The sequence below is a fragment of the Bartonella sp. P0282 genome (genome assembly GCF_048452985.1).
Taxonomy (GTDB): domain Bacteria; phylum Pseudomonadota; class Alphaproteobacteria; order Rhizobiales; family Rhizobiaceae; genus Bartonella; species Bartonella choladocola.
Genome location: NZ_WTFO01000003.1, coordinates 460,546 through 482,316, shown reverse-complemented (window position 1 = coordinate 482,316; position 21,771 = coordinate 460,546). Strand labels below are relative to the sequence as shown.

General features: G+C 45.9%; 16 protein-coding genes and 1 riboswitch. Of the genes, 9 read left to right on the top strand and 7 right to left on the bottom strand.

Going from position 1 to position 21,771, the window contains the following annotated elements:
• Window positions 1–500: 500 nt before the first annotated feature.
• The 7 genes from GQS64_RS11050 (at window position 501) to GQS64_RS11020 (ending at window position 9,934) form a co-directional block, all read left to right on the top strand.
• A complete protein-coding gene (locus GQS64_RS11050; RefSeq protein WP_369805257.1) occupies window positions 501–1,562 on the top strand; it encodes a P1 family peptidase in 1,062 nt (353 codons plus the stop codon).
• Window positions 1,563–1,973: 411 nt separating this feature from the next.
• Window positions 1,974–3,875 carry an ABC transporter ATP-binding protein gene (locus tag GQS64_RS11045; RefSeq protein ID WP_198231610.1) on the top strand — a complete coding sequence of 634 codons (1,902 nt, stop codon included), beginning with the start codon at window positions 1,974–1,976 and terminating at the stop codon, window positions 3,873–3,875.
• On the top strand, window positions 3,872–5,404 hold the full coding sequence (locus tag GQS64_RS11040; protein WP_077993589.1) for a glutathione ABC transporter substrate-binding protein: 1,533 nt from the start codon (window positions 3,872–3,874) through the stop codon (window positions 5,402–5,404). Before GQS64_RS11045 ends, GQS64_RS11040 begins: the two co-directional genes overlap by 4 nt.
• Window positions 5,405–5,492: 88 nt before the next feature.
• On the top strand, window positions 5,493–7,022 hold the full coding sequence (locus GQS64_RS11035) for a glutathione ABC transporter substrate-binding protein (RefSeq protein WP_198231609.1): 1,530 nt from the start codon (window positions 5,493–5,495) through the stop codon (window positions 7,020–7,022).
• A gap of 117 nt (window positions 7,023–7,139) precedes the next feature.
• A complete protein-coding gene (gsiC, locus tag GQS64_RS11030; RefSeq protein WP_075915104.1) occupies window positions 7,140–8,060 on the top strand; it encodes a glutathione ABC transporter permease GsiC in 921 nt (306 codons plus the stop codon).
• Complete coding sequence (locus GQS64_RS11025) at window positions 8,057–8,944, top strand: ABC transporter permease subunit (RefSeq protein WP_198231608.1); 888 nt, start codon at window positions 8,057–8,059, stop codon at window positions 8,942–8,944. The genes gsiC and GQS64_RS11025 overlap by 4 nt, the downstream gene beginning before the upstream one ends.
• Before the next feature lie 60 nt (window positions 8,945–9,004).
• Window positions 9,005–9,934: an isoaspartyl peptidase/L-asparaginase family protein gene (locus tag GQS64_RS11020; RefSeq protein ID WP_198231607.1), complete on the top strand. Its 930-nt coding sequence runs from the start codon at window positions 9,005–9,007 to the stop codon at window positions 9,932–9,934.
• A 349-nt stretch (window positions 9,935–10,283) separates the two neighbouring features.
• Here GQS64_RS11020 and GQS64_RS11015 read toward each other — a convergent pair whose 3' ends face one another.
• The 3 genes from GQS64_RS11015 to GQS64_RS11005 form a co-directional block, all read right to left on the bottom strand.
• Complete coding sequence (locus tag GQS64_RS11015; protein WP_198231606.1) at window positions 10,284–11,105, bottom strand: M55 family metallopeptidase; 822 nt, start codon at window positions 11,103–11,105, stop codon at window positions 10,284–10,286.
• Window positions 11,106–11,386: 281 nt separating this feature from the next.
• Window positions 11,387–12,115 carry a CbtA family protein gene (locus GQS64_RS11010; protein WP_198231670.1) on the bottom strand — a complete coding sequence of 243 codons (729 nt, stop codon included), beginning with the start codon at window positions 12,113–12,115 and terminating at the stop codon, window positions 11,387–11,389.
• Window positions 12,116–12,124: 9 nt separating this feature from the next.
• Window positions 12,125–12,346, bottom strand: a complete 222-nt coding sequence (locus GQS64_RS11005; protein WP_075915101.1) for a CbtB domain-containing protein — start codon at window positions 12,344–12,346, stop codon at window positions 12,125–12,127.
• A 57-nt stretch (window positions 12,347–12,403) separates the two neighbouring features.
• Window positions 12,404–12,474, bottom strand: a riboswitch (cobalamin riboswitch).
• Window positions 12,475–12,608: 134 nt separating this feature from the next.
• On the opposite strand from GQS64_RS11005, the gene GQS64_RS11000 reads away from it, so the two are divergent.
• Window positions 12,609–13,163 carry a histidine phosphatase family protein gene (locus GQS64_RS11000; RefSeq protein WP_198231605.1) on the top strand — a complete coding sequence of 185 codons (555 nt, stop codon included), beginning with the start codon at window positions 12,609–12,611 and terminating at the stop codon, window positions 13,161–13,163.
• Window positions 13,164–13,267: 104 nt separating this feature from the next.
• Here GQS64_RS11000 and GQS64_RS10995 read toward each other — a convergent pair whose 3' ends face one another.
• Genes GQS64_RS10995 through GQS64_RS10985 form a run of 3 tightly spaced genes read right to left on the bottom strand, consistent with a single transcriptional unit; the run spans window position 13,268 to window position 15,837 of the window.
• The gene (locus tag GQS64_RS10995) at window positions 13,268–13,786 is read right to left on the bottom strand and encodes a cyclophilin-like fold protein (RefSeq protein ID WP_198231604.1); all 519 of its coding nucleotides are present in this window, start codon (window positions 13,784–13,786) and stop codon (window positions 13,268–13,270) included.
• Window positions 13,787–14,800: an amidohydrolase family protein gene (locus tag GQS64_RS10990; RefSeq protein ID WP_198231603.1), complete on the bottom strand. Its 1,014-nt coding sequence runs from the start codon at window positions 14,798–14,800 to the stop codon at window positions 13,787–13,789.
• A 26-nt stretch (window positions 14,801–14,826) separates the two neighbouring features.
• A complete protein-coding gene (locus tag GQS64_RS10985; RefSeq protein WP_077994663.1) occupies window positions 14,827–15,837 on the bottom strand; it encodes an aldo/keto reductase in 1,011 nt (336 codons plus the stop codon).
• Window positions 15,838–16,390: 553 nt separating this feature from the next.
• Between GQS64_RS10985 and GQS64_RS10980 the strand changes: the two genes are divergently transcribed.
• Window positions 16,391–16,945 carry a flavodoxin family protein gene (locus GQS64_RS10980; RefSeq protein ID WP_198231602.1) on the top strand — a complete coding sequence of 185 codons (555 nt, stop codon included), beginning with the start codon at window positions 16,391–16,393 and terminating at the stop codon, window positions 16,943–16,945.
• A gap of 391 nt (window positions 16,946–17,336) precedes the next feature.
• On the opposite strand, the gene GQS64_RS10975 is transcribed toward GQS64_RS10980, so the two are convergent.
• The gene (locus GQS64_RS10975) at window positions 17,337–21,236 is read right to left on the bottom strand and encodes an SIR2 family protein (RefSeq protein ID WP_198231601.1); all 3,900 of its coding nucleotides are present in this window, start codon (window positions 21,234–21,236) and stop codon (window positions 17,337–17,339) included.
• Window positions 21,237–21,771 lie beyond the last annotated feature (535 nt).

Genomic DNA, 21,771 nt, shown 5'->3' with positions numbered 1-21,771 from the left:
AGTTCAAGCAGTGTTGCGGATATTTTGACTGCCAATTCCCACCATGCTGTGTGTTTTGAGCCGTTCGTTAGAAGCCGGATGTCGTCAGAATATCGGGGGCTTTCCCTTAAGAGAGCAAAAAAAATTCCACGCCCGTAATGCTTTTATAGCCGTCAGCGCCTTTTGTAACAGCGTATTTTCCGATTTTGATCGGGCAATGACTGAAATAGCACGCGCCATGACTGCAAACTTGAGAAAAGATAATTGTTTCTGCCGATCATTCAAAATTTTCAAAGCGGGAGCCAGTCCCGGTTGCACCTATAGAGGATATTGATTATCTCGTAACTGATAAAAAGCCCGATATGATATCGGATGAAGTTTATAACAGTTTGGCGGCAAAGCACTTGTGTAGCTCTTGATCCTTGTCGCAAAAACCGCATTGTTGTTTCGGAGTTCTTCGCGAACATTGCCGTTTTGGAATTTTTCGGCAACAATGCAGGAAAGAGTTGGAAAGGTTACCCGTGTCACCTAAAAATGATTGTTCTAACCCTCTGCCGGAACATTATGTCACCCGTTATTATAAAAGTGGTCCGCTCAATGCGCTCACCGATGTTGCCGGTGTCAAAGTAGGCCATGTCACGATCAAGGAAGGGGATGCTATCCGCACCGGCGTCACAGCGATTGTTCCGCATTCCGACAATATTTTTAAAAACAGGATACCGGCCGGTTTCAGCGCATTTAACGGTTATGGAAAATTTGCAGGCTCTGTTCAGGTGGAAGAACTTGGCGAGCTTGAAACACCGATATTGCTCACCAATACACTTGCAACCGGTCGTGCGATTGAAGCACTGATCTATTACACTTTGCATGAAAAGGGCAATGAAAACGCAACTTCGATTAACGCTGTTGTCGGTGAAACCAATGATTCACGGCTGAATAATATACGGGCTTTGCGTCCGAGCTTTGATGAAATGCTCGAAGCTTTGAAAATTGCCCGCTCCGGCCGTTTTGAAGAAGGGGCGGTGGGAGCCGGTACCGGCACAGTGGCCTTCGGCCTTAAAGGTGGTATTGGCACGGCCTCGCGCCTCGTTAAAATGGGTGACAAAACCTATACAATCGGCATTCTCGTGCAGTCGAATTTTGGTGGGCATCTTGGAATTCTCGAAAAGAGCGACATAAATTATTCCGTACCGGGTGCTGATAAAGACGGGTCGATTATGATGATTGTTGCAACCGATGCGGCCCTCGATTCAAGACAATTGAAACGGCTTGCTAACCGGACATTCGGGGGGCTTGCCAAAAGCGGAGCGGCGTTGAGCAATGGCTCGGGCGATTTTGCCCTTGCTTTTTCTACGGCAAAAGAACTCCGCCATAGGGAAGAAGAATCGCACATGGTTGCTGTTCCCCATATTGACGACCGCGCCCTCTCGCCCATGTTCGAGGCGGTGATAGAAGCAACAGAAGAAAGCATTTTACGGTCTTTATGGATGGCTGAAGATATGTCGGGCGTTAATGCTGCAACCATGAAACCGTCGCATTTTATCTCGCTTGCCACACTTATCAACAATGCCGCAACAAGCTGATTTTTAAAGGAAAATAGGAAGCCCTCAAGCAATTTATATGCCAGTTTTAAAAGTTTTTGAAAAAAACACTTGAACGACAAGCACGATTTAGTGAATAAAACCGGCTTTGACGGTTTTAAAAAAAGGTAAAGCAGGAATGCGCCCGCAAAATATATATTCGGCGGCATTTTTAATCGTGAGCGATCTTTTCTTGTGCCATGGCGGCCAAGAAAGCAAGATTCTGGTGATTGTATCATAGCAAGACAGTTTAAAGGCGTTGTCCATGACAACGGGTTGCTCTGTCCTTGGTTTTGCCTAAAACAACCATAGTGGGTAGAAAGAATTTGAGAAAAAACCTTTCGTTGAATTTTGAGTACGTTAAAAAAGCGGGTGAAGTCAGCTTTTTCAAACGCGTTCCGGAAAGCGGTTGAAATGTCGGAAGAAAAGAGGTTGGTCAATTTGGATGCGCCGCTGTTAAACGTAAAAGGCCTTGATGTCGATTTCAAAACCGAAGACGGCAATTTCCGTGCGGTGAAGTCGCTTGATTTTTCGGTCAATGCCGGTGAAACATTGGCAATAGTGGGCGAAAGCGGTTCAGGAAAATCGGTGACGTCGCTCTCTATCATGCGTCTTATCGAATTCGGCGGTGGTAAAATTTCTTCCGGCGAGGTGCTCTTTAACGACAAGAATGCAGTGCGCGATCTTACAAAGCTCACCCAATCGCAAATGAATAGCGTTCGCGGCAAAAATATTGCGATGATATTTCAGGAACCGATGACATCGCTCAATCCTGTTTTCACCATAGGTGACCAGATTGGCGAGGCGATCCGCCTTCATCAGGGGGGTACGCACAAGGAAGTGCGTCAGGAAGCGCTTGCCATGCTTGAAAAGGTGCGTATTCCCGATGCCAAGGGGCTTCTTGATCGCCACCCGCACCAGCTCTCCGGTGGTATGCGTCAAAGGGTGATGATTGCAATGGCACTTGCCTGTCGCCCGCAGCTTCTCATTGCCGACGAACCGACAACCGCGCTTGATGTAACAATTCAGGCGCAGATTTTGCGCCTTATCCGCATGTTGCAGGACGAGCTTGGTATGGGCGTGGTCTTTATCACCCATGATATGGGTGTGGTTGCCGAGGTTGCCGACCGCGTGCTTGTGATGTGTCGTGGCGACAAGATAGAGGAAGGCACGTCGAACGAAATTTTCAAGCACCCGCAAGCACCTTATACGCAAGCTTTGCTTGCCGCAGTTCCGCAACTTGGTGCACTTGCCAATGAAAAATTGCCACGTCCATTCGATATACGCACAACCGGTAAAGATAAGGTTCAAGCACTGCCGCAGAATACAGTGAGGCAAGATGATGTTGTGCTTGATGTGAAGAAACTTGTAACCCGTTACGATGTCAAAAAGAACTTTTTTGGCAAGGTGACAGGGCGGGTTCATGCTGCCGAGCAGGTGAGCTTTTCCATTAAAGCGGGTGAAACGCTGGCACTTGTCGGTGAAAGCGGTTGCGGCAAATCCACTGTCGGGCGCACGATCATGCAATTGACCGAACCGAGGAGCGGCGAAATTCTGCTTCACGGGCGCGACATTTTAAAAATGGATAATGCCGAGCGCCACAAGATACGCCAGAACATCCAATATGTGTTTCAGGATCCGTTTGCCTCGCTTGATCCGCGCTTGACTGTCGGCTTTTCGATTGCCGAACCTTTGTTGACGCATAAACTCGTTCCCGCAAACAAGGTTGACGAGCGCGTGCAGGAATTGTTGCAGGCGGTAGGCCTGCCGCCACATGTGGCGCGCCGTTACCCGCATGAATTTTCCGGTGGCCAGCGTCAACGCCTGTGTATTGCCCGCGCATTGGCCTGCGGGCCGGAACTCCTCATTGCCGACGAGGCAGTGGCAGCCCTTGATGTTTCCATTCAGGCGCAAATTGTCAATCTATTGATGGACTTGCAAAGAAAATTGGGGTTATCCTATCTTTTTATCAGCCATGATATGGCTGTGGTGGAGCGTATCAGTCACCGTGTGGCGGTGATGTATCTTGGCCAGATTGTCGAAATCGGTCCAAGGCAGGCAGTATTCAATCATCCGCTTCACCCTTATACGCAGCGTTTGCTTGCCGCCGTACCGATAGCCGATCCGGCGCGCCGTTTTATCGAGCGGCCACTTATTGAAGGGGAAGTGCCAAGCCCTGTAAGGGAACCGGGTAATGAACCTTTGGTCGAGCCGCTCATTGAAGTAGAGCCGGAACATTTTGTTGCCTGTCATCCGGTGGGCATTTTTGAACGCGTTGAACAATCGGGTCTATTGTTTGAAGGAGAGGGAAAATGAAGCTTGTTAAACGATATTTTGCAGCCGGACTGGTTTCGGTATTGGCAGCAATGCCGGTTTGGGCTGAAGCCAAACCTTTGGCTGTCGGTGTCGAATTCAACCTCACCAAACTTGACCCCACCAATATCAATGACACATTGACAATGACATCGCTGCGCACAGTCTATCAGGGGCTGTTGGGTTTCGACAAGGATTACAAGATTATTCCGCTTCTGGCCGAACGTTATGAAGCCTCTAGCGACGCCAAGGAATTTACCTTTTATTTGCGTAAAGGCGTCAAATTCCATGACGGTACGGATTTTAACGCCGAGGCAGTGAAATTCAATCTTGACCGTTTGGCCAATCCGGAAAACAAATTGTCGCGGCGGGTGTTGATTTCGATGCTCGACCATGTCGACATTGTCGATGATTATACAATCAAAATTTATCTCAAAGAGCCTTATGGTGCGCTGCCTTCCTCGCTTGCCCACCCCGGCACAATGATGATTTCTCCGGCAGCAATCAAGAAATATGGCAAGGATATTGATCGTCATCCTGTCGGAACCGGACCGTTCAAATTCAAAAGCTGGAGCGGTGATATTTTCGAGGTGACAAAGAACGAAAATTATTGGGGTAAAGTTGCCGATGTCGATGGCGTTGTCATCCGCTCGGTTCCCGAAAGTGGCGCCCGTTTTGCCATGTTGCAGGCCGGCGAATTGCAATATGTGCCGGATTTTCCTTCCGAACTTGTTGAAGTTGCCAAAAAAATACCGACACTTGACGTAACAACAGCCCCGTCGATCTATGAATTTTATACATCGATGAATGTCATGAAAAAACCTTTTGACGACATCAGGGTTCGCAAAGCCCTGAACTATGCCGTCAACAAGGAAGCTTTCTGCAAGGTTGTCCTGAACGGTTATTGTGAACCGGCAACATCGTCGATTCCGCCGCTATTGCGCTTTTATACCAATGTCGGGCAATATGAATATAACCCTGAAAAAGCCAAACAATTGCTGGCCGAGGCAGGCTATGCAAACGGTTTTGAAACAGAGGTTTTTTCAAGAAACAGCACGGCCGTTATTCGTGCCATGCAGTTTTTGCAACAGGAACTTGCCAAGGTCAATGTCAAGGTTACGGTAACGCCGCTTGAAGCCGGTGTCGAGGCTGACCGTGTCTGGGGGGCCGAGACACCTGAAAAATCCGACGTGCAAATGCTTTATAGCGGCTGGTCGGCTTCAACAGGTGATGCCGATTATGGTTTGCGTCCGCTCCTTGCCAGCGAAAGCTTTCCGCCCAATCTCTATAACACCTCCTATTATAAAAATGAAAAGGTCGATCAGGCTCTCGCCGAAGGCATAAAAACCGCCGACGATACAAAACGTGCGGAAGCTTATAAAATTGTCCAGCAAACGGTGTTTGAAGATGCGCCATGGATTTTCCTTGGCGAAAAGCAGAATATTTCTGCGAAAACCAAAAAATTGTCAGGCGTTTATATGTTGCCCGATGGCGGTTTCTCGCTTGATGGCGCCAAATTTACCGATGAATGAAAATAAGGGTGGCAGCCTTGCTGCCGCTTTTTGAAAACTTTTATCATTAAACCAATAAATCTCGACAAACCAACGAAATGGATGATTGATGTTGAATTTGAAACGATTGCTTGCTGCGGGGCTCGTTTGTACCACCATGTTGATGCCGGCTCTGTCAGAAGCCAAAACGTTGACGGTTGCAGTTCCTGTCAATCTGACAAAACTCGACCCGACCAATATCAATGATACATTGACCATGACTTCGCTCCGGACGATTTATGAAGGCTTGTTGGGGTTCGACAAGGATTTGAAAATTGTACCGCTTCTGGCCGAACGTTATGAAGCTTCAAGCGATGCCAAAGAATTTACCTTCTATTTGCGTAAAGGCGTGAAGTTCCATGACGGGGCAGACTTTAATGCGCAGGCAGTCAAAATCAATCTTGAACGGCTTGCAAGTCCTGAAAACAAATTGTCGCGTCGCGTTCTTGTTTCCATGCTCGACCATGTCGACATTGTTGATGATTATACGGTCAAGGTAATCCTCAAAGAACCATATGGGGCTTTTCCTTCTTCCATGGCGCATACCGGAACCATGATGATTTCTCCGGCGGCTCTTGAAAAATATGGTCGCGATATTGACCGCCACCCCGTTGGCACCGGCCCGTTTATTTTCAAAAACCGTTCAAGCGACACGCTTGAAGTCATAAAAAACGACCATTACTGGAATGGCACTGTCGGCGTTGACGGTGTCACCATTCGTTCGGTTCCGGAAAATGGTGCGCGTTTTGCCATGTTGCAGGCGCAAGAAGTGCAATTCGTTCCCGATTTTCCGCCGGAACTTTTTGCCGTTGCGCAGAAGATGCCCAATCTGGTTGTGACCAAAGAACCGTCTATTGCCGAATATTATGTGGCAATCAACACAATGAAAAAGCCGTTTGACGATGTGCGTGTGCGTCAGGCTATGAATTATGCAGTTGATAAAAATGCCTTCTGCAAAGTTGTGATGAACGGTTTTTGCGAACCGGCGACATCACCTATTCCGCCACTCCTGAAATATTACACCAATGTCGGTCAATATGAATATAATATCGAAAAAGCCAAACAGCTTTTGACAGAAGCCGGTTATCCGAATGGTTTCAACACCGAAATTTTCGGCAAAAACAGCACCATGGTCATTCGCGGTTTGCAGTTTTTGCAGCAGCAATTGGCGGCGGTGAATATCAAAGTGAATGTTACACCGCTTGAAGCCGGTGTCGAGGCTGACCGCGTATGGGGCGCAAGAACACCCGAAGAATCGACAGTGCAAATGCAGTTTGGCGGCTGGTCGGCATCAACCGCCGATGCCGATTACGGAATGCGCCCGCTTTTTTCGAGCGAAAGTTTCCCGCCCAATCTCTTCAATGTTGCCTATTATAAAAATGCCGAGGTCGACAAAGATCTTTCAGATGCCGTTAAAACGGCAGATGACACAAAACGCGCCGAACTTTACGGCAAAGCACAAAAGATCATCTTTCAGGATGCACCATGGATATTCCTTGGTCAGAAAGACGTGCTTTCCGGCAAAACAAAGAACCTTGAAGGTGTTTATGCATTGCCGGATGGCGGTTTTCTTTTGAAAGATGCAAAATTTGCCGATTGAGACGGAGTTTTTTGAATTGAACCCGTGGTTAGCAATTGGAACACGGGTTTTTAAACTGGATAATAACGGAGAATAGGCGCGTGTTCGCGCCATTCACTCTAAAGTTCGGGATTTTCGATGTTTGCTTTTATTATCAAACGCCTGCTTTCCATCATACCGGTGATTTTTGTCATATCACTGATCGTATTCGGTTTTGTGCGGCTTTTGCCGGGCGATCCTGCCCGTCTTGCAGCCGGTGTTGATGCCGATGCGGAAACAGTGGAAGCCATGCGCTCGCAACTTGGGCTTGATCGGCCGATATGGGCGCAATATGTGACCTTTGTGGAAAACGCCGTTCATGGTGATTTTGGCGAATCCTTGAAAACCCGCAAACCCGTTTCCTCGGAAATTGGCGAACGTTTTATGCCAACTGTCTGGCTCACCGTTTTTTCGATGATCTGGTCAACCATATTGGGGCTACTCATCGGTGTTTTTTCGGCGGTCAAAAGAGGGCGTTGGCAGGATTATACCGGTATGGTTGTGGCCGTTTCAGGCATTTCATTTCCGGTCTTCTGGCTTGGCCTTCTCTTGATCAATCTCTTTTCTGTGCGCCTTGGCCTTCTGCCAACCGGCGGTTATGGAACGGCACTTCATTTTATCATGCCGTCATTTACACTCGGCGTCGGGGTTGCTGCTGTTATGGCGCGCTTTTCGCGTTCGGCCTTTATCGAAATATCACGTGAGGATTATATCCGCACTGCGCGCGCCAAGGGGGTTCCCGAACGTCTGGTGACATGGAAACACACATTGCGCAATGCGCTTATTCCGGTCATCACCATGGTGGGTCTGCAATTCGGCTTTTTGCTTGGTGGCTCGATTGTTGTCGAAACAGTGTTTTCCTGGCCGGGTCTTGGAAGACTGTTGATCGATTCAGTGTCCTATCGCGACTATCCGGTTCTTCAGGCGCTGATCTTGCTCTTTTCACTAGAGTTCATCCTTATCAATCTTCTGGTTGATGTTCTCTATGCTTTTGTTAATCCGGAGATCCGTTACTCATGAGTGCGAACACTTCATCCGATACACTCGTTGCCGAGGCAACGCGCAAGCCCTTCGGCGAATTTTTGCGCCGTTTCGCGCACCAGAAAGCGGCAATTGTGGCACTTGTTTTTCTGCTTTTGTTGATCGGCTCGGCTATTTTCGCTCCTTTATTCATGACGCTTGATCCCAATAGTGCCGACTATAATGCCATTTTGCAGGGTTCATCTGCCGCCCACTGGGCGGGAACCGATGAATATGGCCGCGACATATTTACCCGCATCATTTATGGCGGGCGTATTTCTCTGGCAGTCGGTTTTCTATCGGTTACGCTTGGCGGTCTTATCGGGGTGTTTCTGGGAATTCTTGCAGGCTTTTATGGCGGCTTTCTTGACTCGCTTATTATGCGCATTTCCGATGTGCTGTTTGCCTTTCCCGGCATTTTGCTTGCCATTGCCGTCATTGCTATTCTGGGGCCGGGAATTGACAATGTAATTTATGCGGTTGCAGTGTTTTCTGTACCCGTTTTTGCCCGCCTTTCGCGCGGGACGACGCTTTCGATGAAAAAGGCTGTCTATATTGATTCAGCGCGCGCCATCGGTGTTTCCGATCATATGATTGTATTGCGCCATTTGCTGCCCGGAACCTTGCCCAATGTGATTGTTTATTTTTCCATGCGTATCGGCACGTCTATTTTAACCGCTGCAAGCCTTTCTTTTATCGGCCTCGGTGCCCAACCACCAAGCTCCGAATGGGGCGCAATGCTTGCAGCAGGCCGCAGCTATATGGGCGTTGCCGACCACCTCACCCTTTATCCGGGTATTGCAATTTTCGTTACGGTTTTGGCCTTCAATGTTTTCGGCGATGGCTTGCGTGACGCGCTCGATCCCAAAATCGACGTCAATTGACCGGCGTCGGAACGCTATTTTTTAAAATAGCCTGAAATGGTTTTTTGAAAGGACTTTGAAATGTCGTCTCCTGTAAAACCGGTTATCGCCATTCATGGTGGCGCCGGCACAATGCGCTCGAAAGATATGACGGAAGAAAAGGAAAAAGCCTATCGTCATGGGCTGACATTGGCACTTGAGGCAGGGCGCGCTGTGCTGAAGGCAAATGGCTCGGCCATTGACGCGGTCACTGCTTCCGTTATGGCACTTGAAGACGATCCGCTTTTCAATGCCGGTCGTGGTGCTGTTTATACCACCAACCGCACGCAGGAAATGGATGCCGCCATCATGGACGGGCGTGACCGCAATGCCGGTGCCGTTGCCGGAATTTTCGGGCCGCGTCATCCGGTTCTTGCAGCCCGCGCTGTTATGGAAAAAACCGAACATGTTTTTCTTGCCGGTGAAGGAGCCAATGAATTTTGCCGCGAGATCGGGCTTGAGATCAAACCGGCCGAATGGTTTTACACCGAACGGCGCATGAAAGCGCTTGAACAGGAAATGGAGCGCCGCCGCAATGGCGGGGAAGAAAATGACCCTTCACGGCGCCATGGCACAGTCGGCGCGGTTGCCTGTGATGTTTTTGGCCATGTAGCGGCGGCAACATCGACCGGCGGAATGACTGCCAAGTTCCCTGGTCGTGTCGGCGATAGTCCGGTTATCGGTGCCGGTACATGGGCAGATGACAAAACCTGTGCAGTTTCGGCAACCGGACATGGCGAATATTTCATCCGCTATGCCGCAGCGCACGAAATCGACGCCCGTATCCGCTGGGGAAAAGAAACACTTGAAGAAGCCGCGCAATCGGTTGTCAAAGATCTCGCAAAAATCGGCGGCGAGGGCGGGCTTATTGCCGTCAATGCCAAGGGCGAAGTGTGCCTGCCTTTCAATAGCGAGGGAATGTATCGCGCATGGATGGGGCAGGATGGCGAAATCCATACCGGCATTTATTGATTTTCCGGCAATTGGTGATTGTTCGTTAAGTTTGTCAAGCGAAGGGGAAACTGTTTCCCTTTGCTTGGCATTTATGCTTTGAAGTCGGTTTCAGAATTTTATTTCGATACCGGTTTGTAAGCTTTCTTTTCGGGAACATTTTAAGCCGGAAAAATCATAAGCCCGCTTTTGTAAAATGTGCCAAGATCGGCGCGGAAATTTGAAGCTTCACAATCGAAAAGCCGGTCATATTCTACATTGAAAGCCGGTCATATCCCATATTGTGTTGAATGGGGAACCGGTCATCCAAAAACATAAAAAAGCGGGCTTTCACCCGCTTTCATGGTTCATGAAAAGTTCAAGCCTTCTCTCACATGACAGAAGCGGCAAGTGCAGAAACAGCGCTCATCCAGCCGATTGCATCACGAACCGAATTGCAATCAAAGCCTATTGTTACGGCATCAATACGCTTGGCAGGAGGTAGATGTGCGGCCTGATCGGCAAGGGCCGGCAAAAGAACCTCGAATTTCACCATAAAAGGTGGGCGTATAATAAGGGGTTTCATTTCATGCCTGTTCTTGACGGCTTCAAAGGCGGCTGCTTTTATTTTTTCGCAAGATTTTGTGGGCGAAAGAGAACGCGCGGCACGATTGGCATAAGCATGTTTGACTGTTGCAAATCTCGCTTTGGGGAAGAATTCCCTGTTTTGTTCTTCAAGGCAATTGTCGCCGGTTAAAAGCCCGACAGGAATACCGAGTTCGCCCGCATAAGCGCCATAAATGCCGGGTTCACCCAATCGTTTGTCACCAAGATAGACAGCACGGAAAGCGCGGCTGTTGGTGGTGTGGGCAAGCACGCCTTCAAGACTTGCTCCGGCATGGTGGCCAACAAGAAAAACCATGTCGAAACCGCCATCGGCAAGCCCGCAAGCCATATTTTGCGGTTTCGGTTTTCCCTGAATAAGTTCGGCATCGGGATGGAGGAGTTCGGGAACAAGATTGACCATTGCACCATGGGAATCGTTCACAACAACTTCTTTTGCACCGGCTTCAAATGCACCGGTAACAGCAGCATTGACTTCGTTGGTCATCAGGCGGCGCGCCCGTTCATATTCGGCATTGCCGGATGAACATTGCTGGGGGATAACCACACCGGCCACCCCCTCTATATCGGCTGAAATGTAAATTTTCATAAAATTCTCGTTGTCCTGTTTTTTTAAAATCCGCGACCGGTCGAAAGCCGGTGCTTAAAAACAAACAGAAGGTTGGAACCTTCTGTTATAGAGACAAAGAGTATGACAGAAAGTGAATTAGTGATGCAAGGAATAGAAGCGGAAACTTGGACAAATTCCAGTCCAAGACAGAAAGTTCATTGTTGAAGACAGAAAGTTCCCCGTCGAAGACAAAAGTAACTTGTCGAAGATAAAAGTTTTTCGTGAAAATTTCCGCTTTGGCTATTCCTTGCAATCCCCCGCTAAAGTTTTTTCATATGTCTTTCGGCAAGATAACCGAAACCGACACCGAGTATCAGCCACAATATGGCTTGAATACCGAAAGTCGCAATGCGGAAATGCCACAAGACATCAGCCGAAAAGTCGGCTGGAACTTCGTTGACAACCGGCATAATGAAATAGACGATACCCATGAATACAGCATAGCCGATCATAGCAATAATCGCCGCATTAAGCCCGCCGAATTTGGCTTTAAGCCGGTTTGCCGCAACATAAACCAGAACCATGGCAAGAAGCGACACCAGAATAAGCGCGAAATAGTCTTCGGTACGCGAAACAATGGTTTCCGGTTGCCCGACCGCTGGCGGGTTGGATGGATATTTCAACTGTGGCACCAATACCACCGAAATAAAGGCAGAAGCCGAAATCAGTAGACTTGTGGCCATGATGTTCAATTTTCCTAACCGTCCGAAAGCATAGCTGCAAAAGCAGGAAAAAAGCCCGCCTGCCCCCGCACCAAAAACCACAAGTGCAGTCAAAAGGCCAAAACCGGCTTGTGTTTTTCGGCTGACAACTTCTTCTTCAGCTTCATGGGAATGGCCACTTTGCGCTTCCTCTGCCGCTTCATGGGATTCTTCAAAAGCAATGGCACGATCAACATAAGGCTCGCCGTAAAGGCGGGCAAATCCGAACGCAATAAGACCGGCAACGAGGCCGACCAACATGCCCCGATAAAGGAGTGAACCCATTATTCTATCTCCTCAGTGACATGGAAAGCCGAGAAGATGGCGCCCATCATGAACAAATTCATGAATGGTGGTGCCGCTGAAAAGCGACAATGCACCTTGCTCTGTGGTGATGAAATAAAGTGCGATGAGGCAAATAAGACCGCCAAATATAGCCCATGGCAAAATGGCTTTGACCGGAATGGTTTTGGCCGGAACAAATATGGTTTGCGGCGCATGCGCCGTTTTAATAGACATGAAACCTCCTTCAGGATAACGCGTCCTTGAGTTTAAGGAAAAAGCAATCAAATCGAAGTTCTGGCTTCTGTCCCATGATTGGTAGACAGTCACAGTGGCGCGACCGCCCCGGATTGACACCGGGTTCCACGAAGTTGAATGTGAGGCTCACCATAGTCTCAAGCAAAATCCCTGTCAAATTCTGTTTGAAACTACTAGATTACTGTCTGTGACAATTTAGAAATTGATCGTGTTTGAAATGCAGAAAAGATCGGGAAGCGAAATGGCGGAAATTATTATTATGACTCATGGCATGACACGCGCCGAACAGCGTGGCATTTTTCCCGGTAATGAAAGTCTTGATAGCGATGTTCTTTTGCCCGAAAAATTTTCGGTTCAAAAGGGCATGAATATTGTTTGCGCCAATCTTACCTCATCTATCCGCACAGTCGAATTATTGGGGCTTGATTTCAAAATAGATTTCTCAATTCCTGTTATCGATTACGGGCATTGGCACGCGAAAGCCTTGAAAGAACTCGCAAATAAAGAGGAAGACGAGCTTGAGCAATGGCTGAGTGACCCCTATTCAGCTCCGCATGGGGGAACCACTTTCAAAACTCTTTATGACAAGACCGTAGACTGGCTTGAACAGGCAAACTATGCCGAACCGACATTGATTGTCGCCGACGCCAATTTTTTGCGAATGGTTATGATTGACGTGTTGAAAGCACCACTTTCATCTTTGTTTAAAATTGATATTGCTCCGCTCACATCTATAAAATTTGTGAAACGTCACGATCATTCAAAAATTTCATTGTTCCCCTCGAATATCGAATGACTGACAGATCAATAAAGCCGTGGCTTTAGCCAGAACTCACGAGTTTCACCCCGCTTTTTTTACGACCGGGCAGGCGGCATTTTTATCATCCTGAGCTACGAAGGCTAGCGGGCGTTCGAGATTTTGCTTTTTTCAAGTCTTATGGGAATAGTCTTCTGTTGGTCAAAATTTTCCATGCAACCGGAAAGTGTTCCAAGATGCACGAGGTTTTCCGAAAAGCGGAAATCGCGCGTAAAAATGGCAAGATTACCCCAAGGAATATAATAGGTAACGTCACCTTTTTCGGGATTAAACCCTTTTGGCTGTGTTTTGACATCAAGCTTTTTCGGCAAGGTGGCAATTTTTTCGGTTTTGTTAAAATCTTCAAGCGTAAGTTCGAGCGGCAACTCACTTATTAAATCACGCGCTTCATCACTGTCATCAAGCTTGATCGTGCAGGTTTTTCCGGTATCGTTAAAAACAATATCGATCTGGTTCATGTCATTTTCACCTTTCAAAGTTTGGCTTTGCGCTTCTTCACTTGAAACAGCTAGAAATGCGAGACTTGTAAGGAAAAGACCTGAAAATAAACCGAAGAAACCGTTGGCAAGTCGTCTTACAAATTGTTTATGAAAACCTGCCATTCAAACAAGCCCCTCAATGTTGATACGATAGGTTTTTGCTGCAACTTTATAAAACAGATTGTCTTTTTCTTCTTTTGATGCGCCCGAAACGCATAATTTCAACGCATTCCATAGCGGCACATATCCGCATGAACGCCCGTCCATCGGATAATCGCTTTCCATCATCGAGCGTTCAACGCCGAAAGCGTCTATTGCTGTTTCAATATAAGGCCGCCAGAGTGTGACAAGCTCTTTACTGGTGACGACATCTTTACGCTCGTGCAAATTGAAACCGAAAAACGGCAGACCGAGCCCGCCAATTTTACAGACGACATTTTGTCGTTTTGCAAGCTCTCGAAGATTGTTTCGCCATGTTTGAAGCGCTTCTTTCTTTTCTTTCTCGTCAAGGCCCAAAGCCATAACGTGCCCCATATTGTTCAACACAATAACAAGGTCGGGAAAAGCATCGGCAAGCTTTGCAATTTGTGGCAATTGGTGGTGAAAAGCGCCAATGTCGAATGTGAGATGGCGCTTTTCAACTTCGGCAAGACCTTTTGTAAAATCGGGGTGGTTTACAAGGTCATGCGGTGGCCTATTGGTCACAAATTTGAATGGCAACGGGCTTTTATCATCAATGATATTTTGTCTGACACCTTTAAAGCGAGTGCCTGCCCGTTCAATACATGTATCAAGGAGCGGTGCAATTTTTTCGCCAAAACGCAAGTCGGCATATCCGACAATTCCATCCGCTACTTTGATTTTGCCATAAACGCCGCTGTCGGACATTGCCGCTACACCGTTTGCAAATTCCACTTCACCAACAGGGCGCATAACTTCCGGCTCTGAATGAGATATGAAAGCCTGTGTTTCTACATAAACCGAAGCGATAATATTATGGCCAGAGCGGGCATCTTTAAGATAGTCCTTCAAAAGATAAGTAAGCGGAGGACGGTCGAAAAGGTGATGATGGGCATCAATGATCGGCTGAAGCGGTTCGATAACGGTTTCATCCTTGCCTTTGCCAATCTGGCTCATGAGAGATCACCTTTTCCTACCGTTAATTAATCGTCATCATGGTCGATGGCTTTGGCTTCTTCCGGCCCGTAACGGTCTCCATGAATTGGAATTGCCGACAAAGTGCGGTTGATTTTTTCAACATCCGCATCATCCAATGTAATATCCACGGCTGCGAGATTTTCATTAAGATGGGCAAGCTTCGTTGTGCCCGGTATTGGCACAATCCACGGATGTTGTTTTAGTAACCAGGCCAGTGCAAGTTGAGGTCCGGTGACACCTTTATCCAAAGCAAGTTTATCAAGTGCGTCCACAAAGGGGCGGTTTGCTTTCATGTTTTCTGCCGAATAACGCGGCTTTCCATAACGCAAATCGGTTTTCATGAATTTGGTATTTTCGTTGAGAACACCTGTGAGATACCCGCGCCCCAATGGGCTGAATGGCACAAAACCGATGCCCATTTCTTCAATTGCCGGGAAAATGCGTTTTTCGGGTTCGCGCCACATTAACGAATATTCGCTTTGTAAAGCTGTGACCGGCTGCACGGCATGAGCGCGCTTGATTGTTTTGACACTTGCTTCCGAAAGGCCGAAATGCAAAACTTTTCCTTGCCTGATAAGGTCTTTGACAGTTCCTGCCACATCTTCGATCGGTACATCCGGATCGACACGATGTTGATAGAGAAGATCAATATGATCGGTGCGCAACCGTTTTAATGAACCTTCAACAACAGCGCGGATATGATCCGGTTTGCTGTTGAAACCCGGTAATTGTTTTCCGTCTACAATGTTGAAACCGAATTTCGTTTCGATCACCACTTCGTTGCGAAAAGGTTCAACAGCTTCGCCAACAAGTGTTTCATTCAAAAGCGGTCCATAAACTTCCGCCGTGTCAAAAAGTGTCACGCCCTGATCGAAAGCAGTGCGGATGAGCTTGACCATTTCCTGATGGTCGGCAATCGGCCCGTGTGCTCCGGTCATGACCATGCATCCAAGCCCCATAGCAGAGACTTCAAGACTATTTGCACCGGAACCCAGAACACGTTTTTTGCTTATCATTGTTGTTGTCCCTTTAAAATTCTTATGCGACTGCAATTCTTGTGCTCGTGCAGCTTGCGGCAGTGCTGTGAAAAGCGGCGCTGCCATCAATAGAGCCAAAGCGGTGAGAACCTGCCGACGGTTGCCATTCAACGAATGCATGTTTTTTAATTGTTCCATCGTGTTCCATTCCTTCTAATTTTATTCCCTCCCTCAACTCCCTTAAATTTACGTCATGGGAAGAGGAATGTTTACCGAGGTAGAATTGTTTGAAGTGATGAATAGAATTCATGAAAAAAGGAATATCGAGCGGAATACAAAATGAAAGCGTGAGGCAAAAAACGAAAGTGAAAACGTGTGGCACAAATTTTATTCAAATCGTTTTGCGACTATTTTGTTTGAAATAATTGTCGCCTCAGCCGGTTTTATAATTCATGAATATCAATCATAGCTTTAATAAAAAAATTCATGAAATCACAACGATAAAATATTGTTAAAACTTGCGTGTCGGGTGACAGGAAGATACCGGGTTTTTTGAATAATCAGTCACGGTTTTTTAGAGGTTTTGGCGAAGATGAAAATAGCAATTGTTTATCACAGTGGCTTCGGGCACACGGAAAAATTGGCGCATTATGTCGAAGAGGGAGCGAAAGAAGTACAAAATGCCGAAACATTTTTGATCGGGCTTGATGAAAAACCGGTCGATTGGAACCTGCTTGAAAAAGCCGATGCCATTATTTTCGGCTCGCCCACTTATAATGGAACGGTGAGCGCACGTTTCAAACAATTCATGGAAGATTCAACCGGTCCGGCTTTTGTTGAACAGAAATGGCGCAACAAGATTGCAGCGGGTTTTACCAATTCGGGAGCCGAACATGGCGACAAGCTCAACAGTTTGATGACAATGAGCCTTTTTGCCGCCCAACATGCGATGATATGGGTCAATCTCGGTCTGCTTTCCGGTAAAACACGCAATGATCTTAATGGTATCGGAAGCTGGCTCGGCGCTATGGCGCAGTCGGACAATGCGTCACCGGATGTCACGCCGAAAATAGAAGATCTGAACACAGCCAAATATCTCGGACATCATGTGGCAGAAATTACCAAACAATTTTGTAACGGCAAATAAACAGTCCATTGTACTGGCACGCTTGAACCACGCGAAAAGCTTGGCGCTTTTTAAACCAGCTTACTCGCGCTTTCTTTAGGCATTTGTTTTTTCAAATTTGACGGGCAGAGGGTTCAGTTTAAAAAGCCAATGCGCGTTTGAGCTGGCAAACAAGTCTAGCAGGAAAATGCGCGGCTTTAAAATGCTAATTCTTATTTCAAGTCTTTTGCCGTTTATTCAATCGTTCCGGTCTGCGGCTAGAGCGAGGCGGTGGTTGTTCTCTTTGCTTCAACTTTCACAGTCAAATCCAGTCGAATAAACGGCAAGATGAGAGATTGTGCCGGATAACGCTTTGTTTCTAACCAGATGAAGCTTTAAAAACATCACTCCGATCTCTCATGGTTTATAGTTGTCAGATCGAATAACGTCGTTTTAATTCAACGTAACGCTCGTCCGTTTCTACACTGTTATCAGCTTCGACTATTTTTACCCAGATATCATCCATGTCGTAAGGCCATTGACGGGCGTCATCAGGCAAAACTGTAAATAGCAATTCCAATAATTCTTTTGGATAGTCCTGAATAATTTTGTTGTCAGGGTCAGAATTCATTAAATTATAAAAATTGATAGAGTAGGGAGGAATTATCTTATTCAAACGATCTATCACCAATTTTAGTAGAACTGGAAATTGCTCGCCACTTTCTAGTAATAATTCGCAAAACCCAGCAGATACTTCAGTCGACCAAGCAGTCACTTGCTTCGGCCAGATTTTTATAAGTTCGGAGAGGTGTGATTTCCATTGATCGGAAGCGCCGTTTTGATTTCGAATCCGATCTTTAGCTAGTTCTAAGAATCCTGTGCGGAATCTATCATCGGTTTTTGTCAGTAGCTCATGAAGTTCGTCATCTATGCAACATCTTTCAGTCATGTCGTCATTTGTTTTGTCCCATAATTCAAGCATAATATGGTCAATAGTATAAATATCTTCAATGTTAATATTTTTATTTGTATTAATAAATTCAAATAGATCATCTTTAACAATATTGTAAATGTCTAAACGTTGAAGTGCATAAGAGCTTAAAAAACCCGACCATGCAGCGTCGCAGTCGATAGAGTTGCTATTATGTAAAATCGACAGCAAATTTTTTTGGGTCCAATTTTTATCGGTTTTAAAAAACCAATTAATGTCGCTGAACAAAATAGCCTGAACATATGGGCGGGAACCATCAGGCAGCTTCAAGAGGGATTCGATCAATCCAAACCAATCGTGATGAAAATGTTTATCATTAAGGTTGTTTTTAAAACGTTCCGTTAAAATAGCCAGTGTGATTCTTCCTGACGGTGCAAACTTGGCTTCTGAAAACCAATCGGTTATTTTTCCTGAGTTTCTCACAATAGTCGAGAGGTCTTTATCGGGTTCCGTTTGCAATATTTTGACGAGTTTTTTTGCAAGACGAAAAAAAACGGGAATGCATGTGTTTTCATGTATTTCTACAGTATTATAGAGCCAATAACTAACAGGTTCAATAATTATAGCGATCTGTTCATCCGAATAGTTAAGAAGACGATTGGCAATTAAAAGCTTGAAGCGGTTTTGATCAGCTTTGCGAGCATTTGAATGAAAAAATGTTTCCCATGCCCATGGTTGAAAAATGCCCTTTTTGGCTTCAAAGCATAATGCAGAAAATGCATGTACCGGCTTAACTCCTACCAATCCCTTGAACGGGCTGTCGAAAATGCTGAAACAATCGAGACTCGGTTGAATTCTTTTTGCTTCAGGCAATAACTCTGAAATTGGAATGTTTAATAGAGTAGTATAATCAGTATTAGTGGATTCAAAATTGCTAGGCGTGAATTGACCGGCTTTGCGTGCCCTTTCTTCGCTCCAATCAGGGACAATGGACCGAAGTTTTTGAGCTTTTCTTTGCGTTGCTGTCGACAATTTACATCCGTTGGATTTTAGCCAATATAAATACGTCAGGCTTTGCAGCGCTCGACGTTTTTTCCGTGTGGATTGATCTTCCCCTGTAAAGTAAGAAAAATTCTCGAGTAACCTTTTTTCAATCAAGAAACGAGTAACACTGTCCAAATTTACCCAACGTATCGCCAATGTAGACAACAGATACTGTTTATGCTGCTTAGCCCATAATGTTCTGTCTGAAAGGGATGAGATAAACTGCCCGAATTCACCATCGGTAACGATTTCCGCCTTTCCTGCTGCCCATATTCTTAGATGGGCAAAGACAATACCGTCGTTCTGCGGCCAAGATAAGAATTCAAGTTTAGCAGACGAAAGATCGATTTTACATAATTGGTCAAAAAGTTTTGAGAAATATATGACCATATGGGAAAGACCCTCTGTTCGCTGGCTGTTAGTGGTATGTTTTTTTTCACCTCCGATTGGTTGGAGAGTTATAGCGTTATAATTACGAAACTTCTTTTCGAATGAGATTGCAGTTTCCATATTTTTTCTGAGTACTTTCACTGCTGCAGAACACCACTTATCAGGAATGCTAAAGGTTTTCTCAAAAGATGGATATGTAATATCAACGAACGCAAATTCGTTGATATTTTCCCTGTTAATCTTGAGTTTTTGTGAGTTTGATGGCAAGTATAAGGAAGATAATACATACGGGTGAGGACGTGTTAACTGCTCAAACTTTTTCAGAATTGATGTATTCCAATTTTTATCTTTGCTTAATAGATCGTTCAACTCATCATCACGACAAGGGTATATATTTTCCCACTTTTCTAACAATAATCGCCATCTCTGACGAATAAGGCGGTTCATAAGTTGTGGATAGGTCGCTAATTTGCGTCGAATGATATCGACAACTAGGTGGTTGAGTGAATTTTGATTAGCTGCCCAATACAGTGTAGCTGGCTGATCAATGACTTCTGTAAGCCATAACGCCAGTTGTTCTAGCCGATTGACAAGTAGCGAAGCATTATCCACGAACGAACTGATATTTGCAACTTCCAGTGAAAAAAGGTCTTGTTGATTGATATGAAAAGCATCCCATACATTCGACAGGATGTCCGGCACGTGACTGTCAACTATCGGGTCGAAGGTATGGGAAGCATCCCATGCATCCGAAGGAGTCGCTGACTTTTGGTTTTCATCTCTAATGAAGAGACGTCGGGGCAACTCATCTGAATCAAGGCCATAAAGAGAAAAAGGATCAACAAAATTCTCGTCTAGTAAGGATGAAAACAATATAGGTATTCTTGAATACCGACAAGATTTATCAAAAACACAAAGCCATTCTGCCGAAGGAACCGGTTTTGCTTCTGCAAATTTTTTTGCCCCTTCACTTGATGAAACAATATGCGCAATCTGCCCGCGTTCAAAAGGTTGAAGTGCGCGAGGGTTACTCGCAAATTTTTTGATGACCTGTTCATACCACTTGTCGGGATTGCGCGCTCTTTTCGCCCAGGCTCCAAGCGTTTTCCATAAAATATCATAACCGCCCGCAGGAAAACAAATTGGCATAGCACCTTTGTATTTCCAGCGATTGATGACATCTTCCCCATCATCCGACTGGAAAGCATAAATTTTTTTATGCGTTGCCTCCATTTTGTGTAAAGCTTCAAGCAAATATTGCACCGGCGGGTCATCGGCACTGTAGCCGACAAAGACAATTGTGTAATTATCAAGAATTTGGCGAATGAACTTTGTTGCCCAACCTTCGGCAAGATAAGCTTTCCCGAACTGGGAAGTAGAAAGAATAAATCCGTCGCCTTCTGCGCCTTGATAGTCTTTCGTTGCAAGCCCATGGAGATAAACAATTCCATCCATCTCGTCGACGCGTGAGGGATCAGGCAATTTCGGCGGCTGCCAGATTTTGAGCCTTTTCCGGCATTGTTCAAACAGGCGGTCAAAATTAGTCGTAACCAACCTGACTTTCCCATCTACACCGGTTGCGAGATCCAATAAAATTTGATGCGCTTCCAAGTAATTAGGCTTTTTGGGAGAATATTGTTTTTCGGGATCCAGTGCTGATGCAACAGCCTCTTCAATATCTCCGGCACGAAAATCTCTTTCTAACAGGCCAAAAATACGATCAGCCGAGATCAAGCCGCTAATGCCTGCATTTTTTTCTATTTCATGCGCCGAGTGTATAAGCCTATAAGCATCGCTATCCTTACCAATTCCCAGATGTTTGGCTACAACATTTGCAAGGCCAAAAAAATCGGGCAAGTTTGCATATGCCCTTGATACGCCGGCACCACAGAAAAAGACCACTTTGCCTTCATCTCTCTCCCACAATAATTCATCGGGAATAGATGGTCCGTCGGCAAAGAATCGCACAGCAAGGTCTCCATTTTGTTTGTTTAAATATTACTATAGACACCTTAAAGTCGTAAAGGAAAACAGCTTTTCCTTAAAGTGGTAGTTTGTTTTTTACTCTTTTAAAGGGGGTATGGAGACATGAGCTACTAAAGCCAAGAAGTGCTAAACAAAATAACGGTGACGCATTTCGGCTTGATGTTTTAAAGCTTTCAATATTCAACTTCGGCAAGCTTGCATGTGCGCCCCGATGATAAGCGCTTAAAAACACCCGTCAATTTTATGAAAAAGTTACGCCCTAAATTTTATGAAAAAATTTAAGTATACGGCAATCAAACTTTGAAAAGGCCGATCTTCGTTGAGTTGAAGAAGGGGGGAAGCTGTTCAGCGTCATTCATACCAGCGACATTTATCAACACCAGCAACCCAAGCCTGTTTTTCTGACTTAAGACATTATGTTTTCGACTCTAGAAAAATCTGGTGAACAAATAAAGTGGGGCGGGGAAGAAAAGTTGAGTTCGCGAAAATATTCTTAAAAAAATTGCAGGCAGAAGTT

Excerpts from the sequence above, each read along its gene's own strand:
- GQS64_RS11045 (WP_198231610.1), top strand. The coding sequence starts at position 1,974 with ATGTCGGAAGAAAAGAGGTTGGTCAATTTGGATGCGCCGCTGTTAAAC.
- GQS64_RS11040 (WP_077993589.1), top strand. The coding sequence starts at position 3,872 with ATGAAGCTTGTTAAACGATATTTTGCAGCCGGACTGGTTTCGGTATTG.
- GQS64_RS11035 (WP_198231609.1), top strand. The coding sequence starts at position 5,493 with ATGTTGAATTTGAAACGATTGCTTGCTGCGGGGCTCGTTTGTACCACC.
- gsiC (WP_075915104.1), top strand. The coding sequence starts at position 7,140 with ATGTTTGCTTTTATTATCAAACGCCTGCTTTCCATCATACCGGTGATT.
- GQS64_RS11025 (WP_198231608.1), top strand. The coding sequence starts at position 8,057 with ATGAGTGCGAACACTTCATCCGATACACTCGTTGCCGAGGCAACGCGC.
- GQS64_RS11020 (WP_198231607.1), top strand. The coding sequence starts at position 9,005 with ATGTCGTCTCCTGTAAAACCGGTTATCGCCATTCATGGTGGCGCCGGC.
- GQS64_RS11015 (WP_198231606.1), bottom strand. The coding sequence starts at position 11,105 with ATGAAAATTTACATTTCAGCCGATATAGAGGGGGTGGCCGGTGTGGTT.
- GQS64_RS11005 (WP_075915101.1), bottom strand. The coding sequence starts at position 12,346 with ATGTCTATTAAAACGGCGCATGCGCCGCAAACCATATTTGTTCCGGCC.
- GQS64_RS11000 (WP_198231605.1), top strand. The coding sequence starts at position 12,609 with ATGGCGGAAATTATTATTATGACTCATGGCATGACACGCGCCGAACAG.
- GQS64_RS10995 (WP_198231604.1), bottom strand. The coding sequence starts at position 13,786 with ATGGCAGGTTTTCATAAACAATTTGTAAGACGACTTGCCAACGGTTTC.
- GQS64_RS10990 (WP_198231603.1), bottom strand. The coding sequence starts at position 14,800 with ATGAGCCAGATTGGCAAAGGCAAGGATGAAACCGTTATCGAACCGCTT.
- GQS64_RS10985 (WP_077994663.1), bottom strand. The coding sequence starts at position 15,837 with ATGATAAGCAAAAAACGTGTTCTGGGTTCCGGTGCAAATAGTCTTGAA.
- GQS64_RS10980 (WP_198231602.1), top strand. The coding sequence starts at position 16,391 with ATGAAAATAGCAATTGTTTATCACAGTGGCTTCGGGCACACGGAAAAA.